Consider the following 13,483-nt stretch of genomic DNA (forward strand, 5'->3'; position numbering starts at 1 on the left):
CGGCCGCGATGGTCACCGGTCGCCGGCCATCTGCTCGTTGATCTTCCTGACCATCACCGCCTCGATCTCGGGCAGGCATTCGGCGGCGATCCGCGGATCGACCCCGAGGGCACGCGCCATGGCAAGCGCCGCCGCCATGTCCCAGCCGAGCACCATGGCGCCGCCCGCGGGAGAGACCATCCGCAGCTGTCCGCCGAGCCGCAGCACCAGATCCCAGACCTGCCAACCCTCCGGCGTCAGAGGCCGGTTCAGCCGGGCCGGGCAGTCCGGGCACGGGCCCTGGCAGGCCGCGCAGTAGCTGCCGCCCCCGCCGAAATGCCAGTCGGCAAGGGCGGTGAGGCGTTTTTTTCCTGCTCCAGCATCAGATGCGGTGCAAGGCAGCGGGTCTGGAACGCCTCGAACACCGGCCAGATGTCCAGAAGCGCGTCGATCCCCTCCGGGCTGACGGCGACGGGCTTGCCATCGGCATCACCGACCCCCTCCCAGCCGGTGACCACGCGGCGCGCGACGGCTTTCGCCATGGCCAGCGCCGTCTCTTCCTTGCTCGCCCCTTCGGGCAGCGCCTCGACGGCGGGATCGTTGCGGGCGGCGACCATGACCGCGGTGGTGACGGGCAGAACGGCCAGCCGCAGGCCGGACCCGAGATCGAGCCATTGCGGCGCGCTGGAAAGGTCGAGACGGATCATGGTCAGTATTCCTCGATGTCGTTGACGAGAACGGCGGTGCACATCCGCCCGAGCGTGGCATCGCGGGCGGCCTGCCAGTCGAAGCTGGCCTGGATGCCCTGCGGCCCGCCGATCTCGATGCGCGGGCGCGGCAGATGGACGGCATGGGCGGTGAAGGTAAAGCTCGGACCCGAAGGCAGGCTGTAGGAGAACTCCAGCGTGCAGGGATCGCCGGCGAGGGCCTGGTTGACCAGCAGCTGATCGGCAAAGCGCACCTCGATCTTGCCGGTCAGCGCCGCAAGGCCGGGGTCCGCCCCGTCGATCATGCCGTCCGAGCGGATGGTCTCCACCCGGTCGAGGCTGTTGGCATAGGTGATCTCGGCCGAGATGACATTGCCGAGGGCCACTCCATTCCGCGTGATCGCCCCGTTGAAATGGCCGAAGCGGATCAGGTCCAGCTCCGCCGGTGTACCTGCGCCGCTGGTCGTGGCCACGGCCTCGCCCTGCGCCACCAGGCTTGCCGTCGCGGTCAGCAGCCCCGAGCGCTGCATCTGCCAGGAGAGCGTGTCGAGCACGCAGCCCGAGTACATGGCGTAGCGCGGCACCTCGGGCATCGCGGTCTCGATCGACATCGACGGCAGGGTCCAGGACCCGGACTGGAAGGTATGGGTATATGGGCCCGGTGCGGTGCCGGTGGTGACAGGCGCGCCGAACGCCGCCTTCAGCCAGACGCCGAACGCCGCAGCGTCGATCGGCATCACGATATCGCCGTCGGCCGTCACCGCATCCTTGATCGGGGCCAGCGGATCGCGGCCGTACCCCAGCAGTTCCGAGTTCAAGAGCGGCTGCTCGGAGCCGAGCGTGGTGCTGGCAAACGGCATCCGCGTGTAGCCGCTGCCGGGCGGTGTGCCATAGGTCGTCTCGAACGCAAGCGCCATCCGCGCCCGCGCCCCTTGCGCGCGTGCCATGTTCGGTCATCCTTTCTGAAGGTTCTGCCGGCGCGGACCTTGTCCTGCCGCATGCTCTTCGGCCATTATCTACCGGTGATTGCTCGTGTTTCTCGGCGCAGCGCGCTCTTCGTCCTCATCCTTGCCGGGCTTTCTGCCCTGCAGCCCGCGCCTGCTGCCGAGGCCCGTCAGGCGACGGTGCTCGAGGCCAGGGTCTCGAAGATCCTCGATGGCGACACCTTCACCCTCAGCGGCGTGTCGCGCCGGATCCGGGTCTGGGGGCTCGATGCCCCGGAAAGGAACCATCCGGGCGGCAGCGCGGCCACGGCCACCCTGCGCAAGCTGATCTCCGGCAAGGTGCTGCGCTGCCAGCTGCGCGACATGGACCGCTATGGCCGCCATGTCGCCCAGTGCGTCCTGCCCGATGGCCGCGACATCGCCGCCGAGATGATCCGTGCAGGCGTTGCCACGGAATACTGCCGGTATTCGCGCGGGTATTACGGCACCTGCTGATCGCAGCGGGCCGGACGTCAGGCCAACGGGTCGGCCGCGGAATAGTGCAGGACGACCGGAATGACGGCCGCCTTCAGGCTGGCCGCGCCGTCCACCGGCAGATCGACCGGCTGCGGGGCCTCCGCCTCGACCCAGTCGCACAAGCCACCCAGCGTGCGGTCAGCGGCAAGCGCCGCGCCGATGCTGGCGCAGAGCGTGTCGAAGGCTGCGTCACGACTGGCACCCTGTACGACCGCCTCGATCTCGGCGCGGTGCTGGTAGTGGTAGCGCAGGGGCGACAGCGTCACTTCCGGCTCGCCGGGTTCGCCGTCGCGCAGGATCAGCAGCCCAGCTGTGGGCACACGCTCCGGCAGCACCTCGCCGCGGAGCGCGGTGGCGGGCAGAGCGACAAGCCGCGCATGCAGCGCGGCGAGGATGGTTTCGCGGGGGGTGGGCATTTCACGGGCCTTGGCTCAATTGTGACTTCTGCGACGGAGGTCGATATGCTAAGGGTAATACCTGTTAATACTCATCCGGAGTTGCCCCGATGAACGCCGTCCGCCCCATCGCCGTAAAACTCGATCAGGACACCCGCGACCGCCTCAAGCGGCTGGCGGATGCGAAGGACCGCTCCACACATTGGATGCTGCGCGAGGCTGTGGCGCAATTCGTCGAGCGCGAAGAGAAGCGCGAGGCGTTCCGGCAGGCCGGGTTGCAGGCGTGGGCGGAATTTCAAGTGACCGGCAAGCACGTCACCCATGACGAGGCCGATGCTTGGCTTGCGAGGCTGGAAGCAGGCGAAGATGCGGTCGCTCCTGAATGCCACAACTGATCTGGTCGCCTGCAGCGCTGCGGGATGTCGAAAGGCTTTACCGCTTCCTTGCCGGGAAGAACCCCGATGCCGCGCGCCGTGCAGCCAAATCCATCCGCGAGGGCATGAACATCCTGCGCGACCAGCCGGGTGTCGGGCGTCCGGTCGAGGAAATGGAACCGGAGTTTCGCGAATGGCTTATCCCGTTTGGCGACAGTGGCTATGTGTCGCTCTACCGGTTTGATGGCGAGACGGCGGTAGTACTGGCCGTGCGCCATCAGCGCGAGGCTGGCTACTGACGGGAAGGGTCGATCACATCTTTCTCTCCCCCCACCCCGCCACGATCAGCCCCGGCACCGCATCGCGCGCCCGTTCGGCATCTCGCGCCAGATCCAGCCGCTTGCGCAACCTGACCTGCGGCACCAGCAGGAAGATCGGCACCGAGGCAAGGCCCCGGCCGGTCCTCGACCGTGATGCCACCGCGCGGCCCTTCGTGTTCAGCCGCCCCTCGGCCACGAGCAGGCTCGGGCCGGCGCGGCGGTAGACGAAGCGCAGGCGCAAACCCGTCCGGCGTTCCCATTCTCCGGGGGTGATCTTGCCGCCGCGCGTGGATTTGCCCGCCGCCGCCGTGGGGATCGCCAGCCAGAAGCCGGTTTTCGAGCGGATCAGCGGGCCGGTGTCATGGGCGCCGACGATCACCGGCGCCTTGGACCACACCAGCGCCGCAGCGTTGAGGCTGGCGTGCCCCTTGGGATAGCTCTCCGACCGGATGCTACGCGCGAGCCGCGCCCCGAGCCCCGCGCCGGTGATCTGGCCGCGCCAGGCGGTCTTGAGCCCCATCCCGGCCTCGCGGATCGCGGCCGAGACCGCGCGTTCGCCCGCCGCGATCTCGGCCGCCATCATCGCTGCGATGTCGGGATCGAAGTCGAGCTTCAGTTTCACGAGGGCCTCAGATCTACGGTCCAGACCAGCCGCTCACGGTCGCGGACAGGTTCGCCCTGAATGAGGAAGACGTCGCCGTCGATCTCGATCCTGTCGCCCGGGCGCGGGGCCGGCACCTCGGCCACCCGCAGGTCAACGCGTGTGGTCTCGGACCAGAGCCGGGCATCGCCGAAGTCGGTGACGACATCGGCACGCCGGGCGACGATGCGCACCAGCACAGGCGCGCCGCCGTTGGCGACATAGACCGCATCCCGCGCGATGTTCAGATCTGCGAAGAGTGTGGCCAGCGCGGCAGAGAGGGCGTCTGACATGTTTCTCTTTCCTCAGAAAGGAAGTGATACTATGTTTGCATCAGACAGGAGGAAGCCATGACCCTTTCTCATCAGATCGCCCGGAGTCCCGCGGCTGGTGCCGTGCTGACCAAGGCCGCGCTGCGGGCGGCAGACCGACTTGGCCTGTCGGGCCGACAACTGGCCGACATCGTTGGCGTCTCCGAGGCGACCGTGTCGCGCTGGAAACGGGGCGAAAGCCTGCTTGAGCCGGGGTCGAAGCCCTTCGAGCTTGCGGCCCTGCTTGTGCGGACCTTCCGGTCGCTCGACGCGATCACCGGGGGTGACGAGGCGGTGGCGCGACGCTGGCTGGCCGCGCCCAACACGGCGCTCGCGGCACGCCCCGTGGAGCGGATGGCGCAGGTGCAGGGGCTTGTCGATGTCACGGCCTATCTGGACGCAAGACGCGCTCCGCTCTGAAGCGCGGCCCTACGCGGGCTCTGCCTGGCGGTTCGTCGAGGCCCAGCATCGGGTCTCGACCCTGAAGCTCGTCGACAACCTCGCCGAACAGGCCACACTCGAGGAGATCCTCGAGGCGACCAAGCCCCCTTTGCCCGAGGAATGCCGTGCGCTCGACTACCTTCTGGCCACGCCCTTCCGCTATCGACCCTATCCGGCGGGATCGCGGTTCCGCAGGCCGGGGCTGACGCCCGGGGTCTGGTATGGCGCCGAGGCGCCCGAGACGGCGGCGGCCGAGATGGTCTTCTACCGCTTCCTGTTCTACGCCGAGAGCCCCGATACGCCCTTTCCCGACGATGCTGCCGAATACACCGCCTTCTCGGCAGAAGTCGCAACGCCCGTGGCGCTGGACCTGATGGTCGGGGGTCTCGATGTCGACCGTCAGGTCTGGACCCACCTCACCGACTACGGCCCCTGTCAGGCGCTGGCCGAAGACGCGCGTGCGATCGATGCCGGGATCATCCGCTACCTGTCCGTTCGCGATCCTGCCGGAGGCGCGAACCTCGCGGTGCTGACCTGCCACGCCTTCGCGTCCCCGCAGCCGGTCGAGCGTCAGACCTGGCGCATCCGGATCGGGCCAACCGGCGCGCAAGCCCTGCGGGAACATCCGCGCCTCGGGCTCGAGTTCCCGACCGACAGCTTCGCCCCGGACCCGCGTCTTGACGACATGATCTGGAACCGCCCCCGCGCGCGGTGAAGCAACGCGATCACGTCCGCCGTGCGCTGCGCAGCACCTGCGGGCGGGTGCAGACCGGCAGCGGATTGCTTTCGATCTCGAGGCGCACCCATTCGTCGCGGTCCCGGTCGGGGATCATGCGCGCATAAAGCGGCAGGCCGAGCGTGTTGACCGTCTCGAAGGTGTCGGCGGGGGCATAACAGATCTCGAAGAGGCCCTCGACGCCCTCCGGATAGAAGTAGGCTTTGTCGGTCGGTACGCCGAAGCCGAGGCCACCCCGGTAGCGGCGGAAGCTGATGCCGCCGAAGCTCACTTCCTCGCCCACGCGGCCGCGCAGATCTGCCGCGGCGGCGGTGTTGAGATAGGTCTCGCGCACCTCCTTGTGGGCCACGAGATCGGCGAAGAAGGCCGAGCCGCATTCGGCGCGCAGCTGGACCTGACCGGCGGCCAGCCCGCCAAGGCTGTCCTCGACGCTCTCGATCAGCGCCTGGCAGCGTTTCCTGAGTGCGCCCGAGGCCGGGGTGGCGTTGTCGAGGTCGAAGTCGACTTCCGTGGCCGGCGTGATGCCGAATTCGGTGTGGTAGTTGATCACCGTGGCCCCGTCCTTCGGGTCCTTCACCACGCCCTGGATGCCGTTGAAGAGGTGGAACTCGAAGGTGGCTTCGGCGTCGTTGCGCAGGCGGCCGAGTTTGCGCGCCACCTCGGTCTGCACCTGCTGGACCGCCGTCTCCGAACCGAAGTCGCGGATGCCCTGGATTTCCGAGGCCCAGAGCACGTCCTGTTTCTTGAACTGGCGCACGACGAAGGCGCGCATGTCGCGGCGCTCGGGGATCTGGCTCTCATAGGCCGAACCGCGTTCGGAGAACGGGATCAGCGAGAGCGTGCCGTCGCGGCTCTCGATCATCACGGTGCGCGACCGCACGCCGCGCGCCCCGAAGAGCCCCGACCCGGACAGGATTGCCGGCTTGAAGGGGATGTTTTCGAGCGCGCGGGTGAGCTCGATGATGCTGAAGGCATCGCCTTCGAAGATGTCCATGCTGGCCATGGGGCTGCCTCCTTGCGGATATCGGATGGGGACGGCTGCGCGGGATCAGCGCAGCAGGATGCCGAGGGTGGAAAGGGCGGTGGTGGCGGCGGTGATCTGCGCCTCGGTCGCGCCATCCGGCCAGATGACCTCGTGGCGGTTGACGATGGCCGGGCCGCGCAGGACGACGACGCCCGGGGCATCGGCATCGGTTGCGTCCACCGCACCCCAGAGGATCCCGGCTGCGGTCTGGCTACCGTTCGTTGCGGCGGGGGCGAGCTGGGTGAACTTGCCGCCCGTGGTGATCTTGCCGAGCACGGTGCCGGGAGCGAGGTTTCCGGCGCCGGACGCCAGCGTGACGGTATCGCGGCTATAGTCGCGGAAGGCTTCCCAGACGAGAAAGCCGCCCGCGTGTCTGCCTTCGGTGAGCGTGGCCATGGGGGATCATCCTTTCGGGGTGAAGGTGCGGGCGATGACATCGCCCCAGGGGCGGGCGCTGCTGCTGCGCCCGGGTTGCGGGTGGTGCGGGGCGATCTGCGGCGCGGCCTCGGCCCTTGTGGCGAGAAGGCTGGCCCTGACCGCATCGAGACTGGCGTCCTGTTCGAGAAAGCGCCCCGCCATCTGCGGCTGGCCTGCGAGGTGACAGAGGTCGATCACGGCGCGGGCATGGGCGATGGCTTCAGCGCGGACGGCGATGGGGTCGATGGCAAACGGCACAGGGTCGGGGCTTGGTGGCGTCACCGGTTCCGGTTCGGGATCGCCTGTGCGAGCGGTAGCGGCGTCTCCGATGTTGTCTTCGGCCCCCTCAAGCCCGTTCGGACCTGCCTCGGGAACCGGATCAGCGATGGCTTGCGCCAGCACAGGCGGCGCATTGCGGAACCGGGCGATGTCGAAGCTGGCCGCGATCCGCACCGGCGCGATCATGCGGGTGGCGAGGCCCGCCTCCAGCGCATCCCCTGCATCAAACCAGGTCTCGGCTGCCATCAGGGCCGCGATCTCCTCTTCGGTGCGTCCGGACCGCGCGGCATAGCCGCGGATCATGCTGCCCGCGATCTTGTCCATGGTGTCGGCCATCTCGCGCATCTCGGCAGCGGTGCCCATGACCAGCCCCGCGGGGTCGTGGATCATCAGGAAGGCGTTCTCCGGCATGACGATCTCGTCGCCCGCCATGGCGATGTAGCTTGCGGCCGAGGCTGCGATGCCGTCGATCCAGACGGTGATCGTGCCTGCGTGTCGCTGCAGCGCGTTGTAGATCGCCACCGCGTCGAAGACCGAGCCGCCGGGGCTGTTGAGGCGCAGGTCGATCGGCACCCCGTCGGGCAGTGCGCCGAGTTCGGCAAGGAACCCCTTGGCGCTGACGCCATAAGCGCCGATTTCGTCATAGATCAGCACTTCCGCCCCGGAGGCCCGGGCGCGGATCCTGTACCAGCTGTTCATCCTGTCACTCCTGTTCGGGTTGCGCGCCCGCGCCGGACCCATCGGTTTCCGGGTCGGGCAGCCTTGCGGGCGTGGCCCGCGCGCCTTGCGTCTCGCCGGGGCTGGTCCGGTAGCGGAGGCCGAGTTCGGCCGCGCGCTTTGCGTCGGCGGCGTTCTCGCGGTCAACCTCCTCGACGTCGTAGCCGGTGGCTTCGACCACCTTGCGCCGCGAGGTGATGCCCGCCTCCATCGCCAGCACCTGCGCCTGGATGTCCTTCAGGGGATCGACCCAGTCCCAACGCGGCGGGATCCATTGCGCGGCGCGGAACCGGCCGGGTGCGCCCGTGTAGCCCGGCAGGTCGAGCACCCCCGCCAGCACTGCGGTGTCCAGCCAGCGCGCCCAGACGGGGCGGCAGAACTGGTGCACGATCACGCCATGCTGCAGCTGGCCGATGCGGCGGCGGAACTCGACCAGTTCGGCCCGCAGGCTCGAATAGTTCGCCTGCCGCACATCGCCGGTGACCAGATGATAGGGCAGTCCCAATGATGCCGAGACGGCGAGCAGCGTGCGGTACTGGAACGCCTCGTACCCCCCGCCCACATCGGCCGGGCTCGAGAACTTCACGTCCTCGCCCGGGAGCAGCACCTGCATGGTGCCGGGCTCGAGGCTGGCAATTGCGGCACCCTCGGGGTCGGCGGCGCCTTCGCCCATCATCGGCTCCTCGGGCGCGGTCTTGGTGATGAAGCCCGCGAACATCGCCGCGGTCTTCTTGCGGTCAAGTTCCGCGTCATCGTACTGGTCGAGCAGGAACAGCCGCACCATCGCAGGCGCCACATGCGGCAGGCCCCGGATCTGGCCGGCATCGATGGGGCGGTAGATGTGCAGCACCTCTTCGGCTGGGACGCGCACCGTGTCGGGCACGGCCACGCGCTGGTCGGTGCTGTCACCGGGATGGCGACGGCGGAAGTGATAGGCCACCCGCCGCCCGATTGCGTCGAATTCGATCCCGCAGCGGATGCGGTTGCCGTTCGGCGCGGTTTCCGTCTTCTCGAAGGGCAGCATCTCGGATTGCAGCAACTGCAGCTGCAAGGGCACCAGCAGCCCGTCTTCCGCCCGGCGCGGGCGCAGGCGCACGAAGCACTCGCCCGCCACGAACATCTCGCGCGCCACCATGGCCTGCAGGCCATAGAAATCGGTCAGCGCGTCGGCATCGGCCTCGTCCGTCCAGGCGAGCCAGAGCTTCTGGACCCGGTCACGAACACCCGCATCCTCGATCAGCGACGACGGCTTGATCCCGTCGCCGACGAGGTTCGCCGCAAAAGCCTCGCAGGCATTCGCCGCATAGCCGTTGGTGACCACCAGCTCGCGGGCGCGTGCCAGGAGCCTTGGGCCGCCCGATGCGACGAGCGCATTGATGTTCTCGAGCGGCGGGTTCCAGCCCCGCAACCGGCGCCTGGCCATCGCCCCTTCGAGGCGGGCGCGCACGGCTTCAGGGCCGCCCGGTGTCGGGCGGCGGAAGAGGTCGAACAGACCCATCTTGTCAGAGCCCCTTGTCTGTCGTCACCCGGATCTGGCGCACGATCCGCCGCCCCTCGGCCGCGGCGATCTCGCGGTCCAGCGCCTCGATCGCCCGGTCGATCTCCGCCACGCTGCGATAATCCACGGTCTTGCCGTCATAGCTGACCCGCGCCACGCCCGAGGCGCGCTGCGCGGCCAGCGCCTCGCGGCGCGCGCGAAGGTCGGTGATTGTCGCCATGACGGCCTGCCTCTATCCTGCCCACGACCCGTCCCGACCAGGCCCGCCATGACCGACCGGATTGCCCGCCTTCGCATCGAACTTCTGCATCTCGAGCCCTGCATCTGGCGTGAGCTTGAGGTCAGCCTGACCACCAACCTGCGCGCCCTGCACGAGGTCATCCAGGCGGTGATGCCCTGGGAGAACTATCACCTCTATGACTTCCGGGTTGGCGACCGCGTCTATGGCGAACCCGATCCCGAGGACGCGGTCTGGGGCCGCAAGATCTATCAGGCCAAGGGCATGCGCCTTGGCACGCTGATCGATCGCGGCATTACCGAGTTCCTCTACACCTATGATTTCGGGGACGACTGGCAGCACCGCGTCCTTGTCGAACACGTCGGCGCGGCCGATCCCGATACCGACTATCCGGTGTTCGTCGCGGGCGAACGCACCGCCCCGCCCGAGGACGTGGGCGGCCCGTCAGGCTTCATGGACTTCTTCGAAGCCCTCGCAAACCGTCGTCATCCGCAGCACAAGGATATGGTCCGCTGGTATGGCGGCCCGTTCAACGCTGTGGATTTTGGCGCGCCCGAGATTGCCACCCGCGTTCGCGCGATTGCCATGAAGCGCAAGACTGCTCTGGACGCCTTCCGGCGTAGCCGTCAGACGCCCGGGCCGTGACCGTGGCCGGACTTCTCGTCGCCGACGCCGGATCACACGGTCCGACGACCACGCTGTCCGCGCACAATTGGACCCCATGCACAACCCGCGACACGCGCGGGAGCGGCCGCGTCAGATCTTCGCGTGCGTGCCGTCGCAGAGCGGGGCCTTGTCGGTGTGCTTGCAGCCGCAGAAGTAGGCCCGGCCGGTCTTGTCCGCCGTGTACTTGAGAGGCGTGAAGTCTGTCCCCTTGTGGCTGCCATCACAGAAAGGCTGCTTGCTGCTCTTTCCGCAGGCACACCAGAAGTAGGTCTTGCCCTCCTCGACATCCATCGCGAACGGGGCCTTCTGTGCGATCGTGGGCTCCGACATGCGGCGCTCTCCCTGATTGTGTTCGTCGTCACGCTAGTGGATGAGGCCTCCGCTGCGCAACATCTGTTGCGGCGCTCCGAGAGGAAACGGCAGCGTTACCCCATGTAGCTCGAGCGCACCGTCCTCCGTCGCGCCGATGGTCGTGCCGGCGGTTTCCCCGATAGACCGCCCGCGACCTTTGGGGCAGCAACAGCCAGTTGCTGCTCCAGGTCCTGCCAGCGGGCGTCCGGCCAACGGTCCGCCCCTGCGATCCAGGCGGCGGCGCGGGCGTAGACCCGGCAGTCCAGCGCCTCGTTGCGTTCGCGCAGCTTCTGCCATTCCAGCTTGGTGAAGCCGCGCTTGCCTTTCACGGTGACCAGCTGCTCGGCCGTCAGCTGCCTCAGCCATTCCCCATCCGCCCAGCCCGGCAGATGCACCGTTCCCGCCGGGAACGCGGCACCGGACGCGATCTCCTCCGGCGTTGGCCGCTCCTGGCGCAGGAAGCGATAGGTCTCGGCCTTGAAGGTCGAGGTTGCCACCGACCAGAGCCGTGCGCCGCGGCGCAGCCGTTTGCCGCCGATCGTGGCATCGACATAGGTTGGCCCCGTCACCGGGCTCGCGCGGTTGAATCCCTCGAGCCCCTTGACCGGGGCGACCTGTGCAAAGCCGACCTGACGCGCCCAGGCATAGACCGCGCTGGTCTCGTAGCCGGCGTCAATGGCCAGCCGCGCGATGGTCAGGTGCTGGCCGCTCGCATGTACCCAGACCTTGCCCAGAAGAGCCGTCAGCTTCTGCCAGCAGCCCGGATCGCCGGGACCGCCGTCGATGACGATATGGTCCACCAGCCAGCTTTCCAGGCCGCGTCCCCAGGCCCAGACATCGACCTCGATCCGGTCCTTCTGAACGTCGGCCCCGGCGGTCAGGAACAGCCCGCCCGCAGGCACCGTACCCGGCGTCCACGCTTCCCGCCGCTCCGCCAGCCGCTGCCAGTCGGGGGCTTCGCCGGTCTCGAACCAGGTCTCGCCGAGGATCGTGTTCCGGAACGCCCGCATCGCCTCGTCGCTGCCCTGTGCCGCCTCCCAGGACCGCGCGATGCCCGCCCAGGCCAGCCAGCCGATCGGCGAATAGAGCGCCGAGAGGTGATAGCCCACCGTCAGCGGGTCCGTCCCCGTCGCGGTCGCGCGCCATTCGCCTGCCGCCAGCATCGCGGTCTTGTGATGTTCGGCGATCGGGGCCTCGCAGCCCTCGCAGTGGTACTCTGCCGTTTCCGGGCGACCCTTGTCCCAGCGCAGGCGCTCGAACCGCAGCCATTGCATCGCGCCACACTGCGGACACGGCACGAAGAACCGCCGCTGGTCGCTGGCCTCGAACTCGCGCTCGATCCGGCTCAGCCCCCGGATCGTGGGGGTCGAGACCAGAAACACCTTGCGCCGGTGCGCGAAGGTCAGCGACCGGGCTTCGGCGAGCGTCACCGGATCGCCTTCCTCGTCGGCCGAGGCCGGATAGGCATCGACCTCGTCGAGGAAGATGTAGCGCGCCGGGGTCGAGCGCAGGCCCACGGCCGAATTCGCCCCGGTCATGATCAGGATGCCGCCCGCGAACTCCTTCGAGAGCATCGTGTTGCCCGCGTCGCGCGACCGCGCCGGTTTCACCTTCTCCCGCAGGTCGGGGCTTTCCTCGATCAGCGGATCGATCCGTTGGCGCGAGTTGCGCTTGGCCAGCTCCACCGTCGGCTGCACCGCCAGCATCGGGCCGGGCGCATGATGCATCACGAAGCCGATCCAGTTGTTGCCGGTTTCCGTGGCGCCGACCTGCGCGGCCTTCATGACCACGATCCGCTGCACGGCGCTGCCGGGCGAGAGGTGATCCATGATCTCGCGCATGTAGGGCGTGCGGGCCGTGCGGTACCGCCCCGGTTCGGCCGAGGCACGCGAACTGAGCCAGCGATGCCGGTCGGCCCAGTCCGAGACCGTCAGGTCCGGATCGGGGCGGATGCCCTGCGCCCAGTGCCGCAAGAGGTCGCTGGCGCCGTCAAAGGCCAGGATCCGGTCATCCAGCGCCAGTGCGTACCTCGGCAAGGCTGTCGAGTTGGGCGCGGACATGGGTTTCGAGAGCTTTCTGCATCACCGCCGCCTCCAGCCGGGTCCCGGGCCCAAGGCCAGCCGCCAATTCGGACGCCATCAGCGCCGCCACCCGCGCAGGCCAGGTCACCCAGGCATCGCGCTCCTCGCGCGCCAGGCGGAACATCAGCATCTCCGCGCGGTTCCGGTCGATCAGCTCGCCCTTCAGCTTCGCGAGCTTCAGCTTGCGTTCCTGCGCCTTCAGCACCTCGTTGGCGGTCTTGGCCTGCAGATAGGTCGTGCCACCACCCGCGACCGGCGCCGTCAGACCATTCTCCCGCAAGGTATCGCCAACGGCCGCGACGGCGGCCTCGGGCACAGGCTTCAGCTTCGGCGCGGGCGGCTTGCGGGTCTTGGACGGATCGGTCGTTTCTGCGCGACGCACGTCGCTGGCGGCCGCGTTGATGCTGCCGTCCGCGAACAGGACCAGCCGTCCGGCCTCCTTGGCTTTCTGGACCCCGCCCCGCGACAGCCCGACATGCGCGGCGTACTGGCGCTCGCTCATGCCCTGCATCGATGGCTCCGATTATCGTTCAGATTCATGTGCCTGTCTTGTTGATAAGCGCCGCGGACAGAGGGAACGTGTTTCCAGCGAAGCGATGCAACTCACCCGAGGAACACACCATGCCCCGCCTCAAGACCGACAATTCCAAGGCCCTCGACGCCTTCATCGCCGCCAAGGCCGAGATCGACACCATGCTGGAACGCCTCGCCGCCTTCAGCGCCGACCATTTCGAGACCAGCCCCGACGAGATCGATTGGGGGCATGTCGGGACGCTGAAGCACTACGCGAGCCTGCTGCGCCAGATCACCGACAGCGCGTTCAGGGAAGGCGAACGCGCGGATTGACCT

General features: G+C 68.4%; 21 protein-coding genes. 7 read left to right on the top strand and 14 right to left on the bottom strand.

Annotated elements, in window-relative coordinates; translation table 11 throughout:
* Positions 1-12: 12 nt before the first annotated feature.
* The 3 genes from RGD00_RS16590 to RGD00_RS16600 form a co-directional block, all read right to left on the bottom strand.
* Positions 13-180, bottom strand: a complete 168-nt coding sequence (locus RGD00_RS16590; RefSeq protein ID WP_310458406.1) for a DUF7697 family protein — start codon at positions 178-180, stop codon at positions 13-15.
* A 68-nt stretch (positions 181-248) separates the two neighbouring features.
* Complete coding sequence (locus RGD00_RS16595; protein ID WP_310458407.1) at positions 249-686, bottom strand: hypothetical protein; 438 nt, start codon at positions 684-686, stop codon at positions 249-251.
* Positions 687-688: 2 nt separating this feature from the next.
* The gene (locus tag RGD00_RS16600) at positions 689-1,633 is read right to left on the bottom strand and encodes a phage tail tube protein (protein WP_310458408.1); all 945 of its coding nucleotides are present in this window, start codon (positions 1,631-1,633) and stop codon (positions 689-691) included.
* Between the two features lie 51 nt (positions 1,634-1,684).
* On the opposite strand from RGD00_RS16600, the gene RGD00_RS16605 reads away from it, so the two are divergent.
* Positions 1,685-2,125, top strand: a complete 441-nt coding sequence (locus RGD00_RS16605) for a thermonuclease family protein (RefSeq protein WP_310458409.1) — start codon at positions 1,685-1,687, stop codon at positions 2,123-2,125.
* A gap of 17 nt (positions 2,126-2,142) precedes the next feature.
* On the opposite strand, the gene RGD00_RS16610 is transcribed toward RGD00_RS16605, so the two are convergent.
* Complete coding sequence (locus RGD00_RS16610) at positions 2,143-2,562, bottom strand: acyl-CoA transferase (RefSeq protein ID WP_310458410.1); 420 nt, start codon at positions 2,560-2,562, stop codon at positions 2,143-2,145.
* 89 nt (positions 2,563-2,651) lie between these two features.
* On the opposite strand from RGD00_RS16610, the gene RGD00_RS16615 reads away from it, so the two are divergent.
* Both RGD00_RS16615 and RGD00_RS16620 read left to right on the top strand, forming a co-directional pair.
* Complete coding sequence (locus RGD00_RS16615; protein WP_310458411.1) at positions 2,652-2,936, top strand: CopG family ribbon-helix-helix protein; 285 nt, start codon at positions 2,652-2,654, stop codon at positions 2,934-2,936.
* Entirely contained in the window at positions 2,924-3,214 is a 291-nt protein-coding gene (locus tag RGD00_RS16620) for a type II toxin-antitoxin system RelE/ParE family toxin (protein ID WP_310458412.1), read from the top strand. Before RGD00_RS16615 ends, RGD00_RS16620 begins: the two co-directional genes overlap by 13 nt.
* Positions 3,215-3,227: 13 nt before the next feature.
* Here the strand turns inward: RGD00_RS16620 and RGD00_RS16625 are convergent, their stop codons facing one another.
* A complete protein-coding gene (locus RGD00_RS16625; protein ID WP_310458413.1) occupies positions 3,228-3,857 on the bottom strand; it encodes a DUF6441 family protein in 630 nt (209 codons plus the stop codon).
* Complete coding sequence (locus RGD00_RS16630; RefSeq protein WP_310458414.1) at positions 3,854-4,168, bottom strand: head-tail joining protein; 315 nt, start codon at positions 4,166-4,168, stop codon at positions 3,854-3,856. Before RGD00_RS16630 ends, RGD00_RS16625 begins: the two co-directional genes overlap by 4 nt.
* 57 nt (positions 4,169-4,225) lie before the next feature.
* Here RGD00_RS16630 and RGD00_RS16635 point away from each other — a divergent pair, with 57 nt between their 5' ends.
* Positions 4,226-4,606 (top strand): antitoxin Xre/MbcA/ParS toxin-binding domain-containing protein, encoded by a 381-nt coding sequence (locus tag RGD00_RS16635; protein WP_310458415.1) that lies wholly within the window; start codon positions 4,226-4,228, stop codon positions 4,604-4,606.
* Positions 4,566-5,342, top strand: coding sequence for an RES family NAD+ phosphorylase (locus RGD00_RS16640; RefSeq protein ID WP_310458416.1), 777 nt, complete (start codon positions 4,566-4,568; stop codon positions 5,340-5,342). The genes RGD00_RS16635 and RGD00_RS16640 overlap by 41 nt, the downstream gene beginning before the upstream one ends.
* Positions 5,343-5,352: 10 nt before the next feature.
* Here the strand turns inward: RGD00_RS16640 and RGD00_RS16645 are convergent, their stop codons facing one another.
* From RGD00_RS16645 to RGD00_RS16665, 5 genes are read right to left on the bottom strand one after another with little or no spacing between them, the layout of a single operon-like run.
* Complete coding sequence (locus tag RGD00_RS16645) at positions 5,353-6,366, bottom strand: major capsid protein (protein WP_310458417.1); 1,014 nt, start codon at positions 6,364-6,366, stop codon at positions 5,353-5,355.
* Positions 6,367-6,411: 45 nt separating this feature from the next.
* The gene (locus RGD00_RS16650) at positions 6,412-6,783 is read right to left on the bottom strand and encodes a head decoration protein (RefSeq protein ID WP_310458418.1); all 372 of its coding nucleotides are present in this window, start codon (positions 6,781-6,783) and stop codon (positions 6,412-6,414) included.
* A gap of 6 nt (positions 6,784-6,789) precedes the next feature.
* The gene (locus RGD00_RS16655; protein WP_310458419.1) at positions 6,790-7,782 is read right to left on the bottom strand and encodes a head maturation protease, ClpP-related; all 993 of its coding nucleotides are present in this window, start codon (positions 7,780-7,782) and stop codon (positions 6,790-6,792) included.
* Between the two features lie 4 nt (positions 7,783-7,786).
* The gene (locus RGD00_RS16660) at positions 7,787-9,298 is read right to left on the bottom strand and encodes a phage portal protein (RefSeq protein ID WP_310458420.1); all 1,512 of its coding nucleotides are present in this window, start codon (positions 9,296-9,298) and stop codon (positions 7,787-7,789) included.
* A gap of 4 nt (positions 9,299-9,302) precedes the next feature.
* On the bottom strand, positions 9,303-9,518 hold the full coding sequence (locus tag RGD00_RS16665; RefSeq protein WP_310458421.1) for a phage head-tail joining protein: 216 nt from the start codon (positions 9,516-9,518) through the stop codon (positions 9,303-9,305).
* Between the two features lie 48 nt (positions 9,519-9,566).
* On the opposite strand from RGD00_RS16665, the gene RGD00_RS16670 reads away from it, so the two are divergent.
* Positions 9,567-10,181, top strand: a complete 615-nt coding sequence (locus tag RGD00_RS16670; RefSeq protein ID WP_310458422.1) for a plasmid pRiA4b ORF-3 family protein — start codon at positions 9,567-9,569, stop codon at positions 10,179-10,181.
* A 111-nt stretch (positions 10,182-10,292) separates the two neighbouring features.
* Here RGD00_RS16670 and RGD00_RS16675 read toward each other — a convergent pair whose 3' ends face one another.
* From RGD00_RS16675 to RGD00_RS16685, 3 genes are all read right to left on the bottom strand, one after another.
* The gene (locus tag RGD00_RS16675; RefSeq protein ID WP_310458423.1) at positions 10,293-10,532 is read right to left on the bottom strand and encodes a CDGSH iron-sulfur domain-containing protein; all 240 of its coding nucleotides are present in this window, start codon (positions 10,530-10,532) and stop codon (positions 10,293-10,295) included.
* Between the two features lie 95 nt (positions 10,533-10,627).
* A complete protein-coding gene (locus RGD00_RS16680) occupies positions 10,628-12,613 on the bottom strand; it encodes a phage terminase large subunit family protein (protein ID WP_310458424.1) in 1,986 nt (661 codons plus the stop codon).
* Positions 12,561-13,145, bottom strand: coding sequence for a hypothetical protein (locus RGD00_RS16685; protein WP_310458425.1), 585 nt, complete (start codon positions 13,143-13,145; stop codon positions 12,561-12,563). The genes RGD00_RS16680 and RGD00_RS16685 overlap by 53 nt, the downstream gene beginning before the upstream one ends.
* Positions 13,146-13,255: 110 nt before the next feature.
* Between RGD00_RS16685 and RGD00_RS16690 the strand changes: the two genes are divergently transcribed.
* Positions 13,256-13,480, top strand: coding sequence for a hypothetical protein (locus RGD00_RS16690; protein ID WP_310458426.1), 225 nt, complete (start codon positions 13,256-13,258; stop codon positions 13,478-13,480).
* Positions 13,481-13,483: the final 3 nt, after the last annotated feature.

Origin of the sequence: Ruixingdingia sedimenti, from assembly GCF_031432425.1 — a bacterium.
Lineage (GTDB): Bacteria > Pseudomonadota > Alphaproteobacteria > Rhodobacterales > Rhodobacteraceae > Ruixingdingia > Ruixingdingia sedimenti.

Excerpts from the sequence above, each read along its gene's own strand:
- RGD00_RS16680 (WP_310458424.1), bottom strand. The coding sequence starts at position 12,613 with ATGTCCGCGCCCAACTCGACAGCCTTGCCGAGGTACGCACTGGCGCTG.
- RGD00_RS16615 (WP_310458411.1), top strand. The coding sequence starts at position 2,652 with ATGAACGCCGTCCGCCCCATCGCCGTAAAACTCGATCAGGACACCCGC.
- RGD00_RS16635 (WP_310458415.1), top strand. The coding sequence starts at position 4,226 with ATGACCCTTTCTCATCAGATCGCCCGGAGTCCCGCGGCTGGTGCCGTG.
- RGD00_RS16675 (WP_310458423.1), bottom strand. The coding sequence starts at position 10,532 with ATGTCGGAGCCCACGATCGCACAGAAGGCCCCGTTCGCGATGGATGTC.
- RGD00_RS16590 (WP_310458406.1), bottom strand. The coding sequence starts at position 180 with ATGGTCTCTCCCGCGGGCGGCGCCATGGTGCTCGGCTGGGACATGGCG.
- RGD00_RS16660 (WP_310458420.1), bottom strand. The coding sequence starts at position 9,298 with ATGGGTCTGTTCGACCTCTTCCGCCGCCCGACACCGGGCGGCCCTGAA.
- RGD00_RS16610 (WP_310458410.1), bottom strand. The coding sequence starts at position 2,562 with ATGCCCACCCCCCGCGAAACCATCCTCGCCGCGCTGCATGCGCGGCTT.
- RGD00_RS16665 (WP_310458421.1), bottom strand. The coding sequence starts at position 9,518 with ATGGCGACAATCACCGACCTTCGCGCGCGCCGCGAGGCGCTGGCCGCG.
- RGD00_RS16620 (WP_310458412.1), top strand. The coding sequence starts at position 2,924 with ATGCCACAACTGATCTGGTCGCCTGCAGCGCTGCGGGATGTCGAAAGG.
- RGD00_RS16600 (WP_310458408.1), bottom strand. The coding sequence starts at position 1,633 with ATGGCACGCGCGCAAGGGGCGCGGGCGCGGATGGCGCTTGCGTTCGAG.
- RGD00_RS16645 (WP_310458417.1), bottom strand. The coding sequence starts at position 6,366 with ATGGCCAGCATGGACATCTTCGAAGGCGATGCCTTCAGCATCATCGAG.
- RGD00_RS16655 (WP_310458419.1), bottom strand. The coding sequence starts at position 7,782 with ATGAACAGCTGGTACAGGATCCGCGCCCGGGCCTCCGGGGCGGAAGTG.
- RGD00_RS16650 (WP_310458418.1), bottom strand. The coding sequence starts at position 6,783 with ATGGCCACGCTCACCGAAGGCAGACACGCGGGCGGCTTTCTCGTCTGG.
- RGD00_RS16685 (WP_310458425.1), bottom strand. The coding sequence starts at position 13,145 with ATGCAGGGCATGAGCGAGCGCCAGTACGCCGCGCATGTCGGGCTGTCG.
- RGD00_RS16670 (WP_310458422.1), top strand. The coding sequence starts at position 9,567 with ATGACCGACCGGATTGCCCGCCTTCGCATCGAACTTCTGCATCTCGAG.
- RGD00_RS16630 (WP_310458414.1), bottom strand. The coding sequence starts at position 4,168 with ATGTCAGACGCCCTCTCTGCCGCGCTGGCCACACTCTTCGCAGATCTG.
- RGD00_RS16605 (WP_310458409.1), top strand. The coding sequence starts at position 1,685 with ATGCTCTTCGGCCATTATCTACCGGTGATTGCTCGTGTTTCTCGGCGC.
- RGD00_RS16595 (WP_310458407.1), bottom strand. The coding sequence starts at position 686 with ATGATCCGTCTCGACCTTTCCAGCGCGCCGCAATGGCTCGATCTCGGG.
- RGD00_RS16640 (WP_310458416.1), top strand. The coding sequence starts at position 4,566 with ATGTCACGGCCTATCTGGACGCAAGACGCGCTCCGCTCTGAAGCGCGG.
- RGD00_RS16690 (WP_310458426.1), top strand. The coding sequence starts at position 13,256 with ATGCCCCGCCTCAAGACCGACAATTCCAAGGCCCTCGACGCCTTCATC.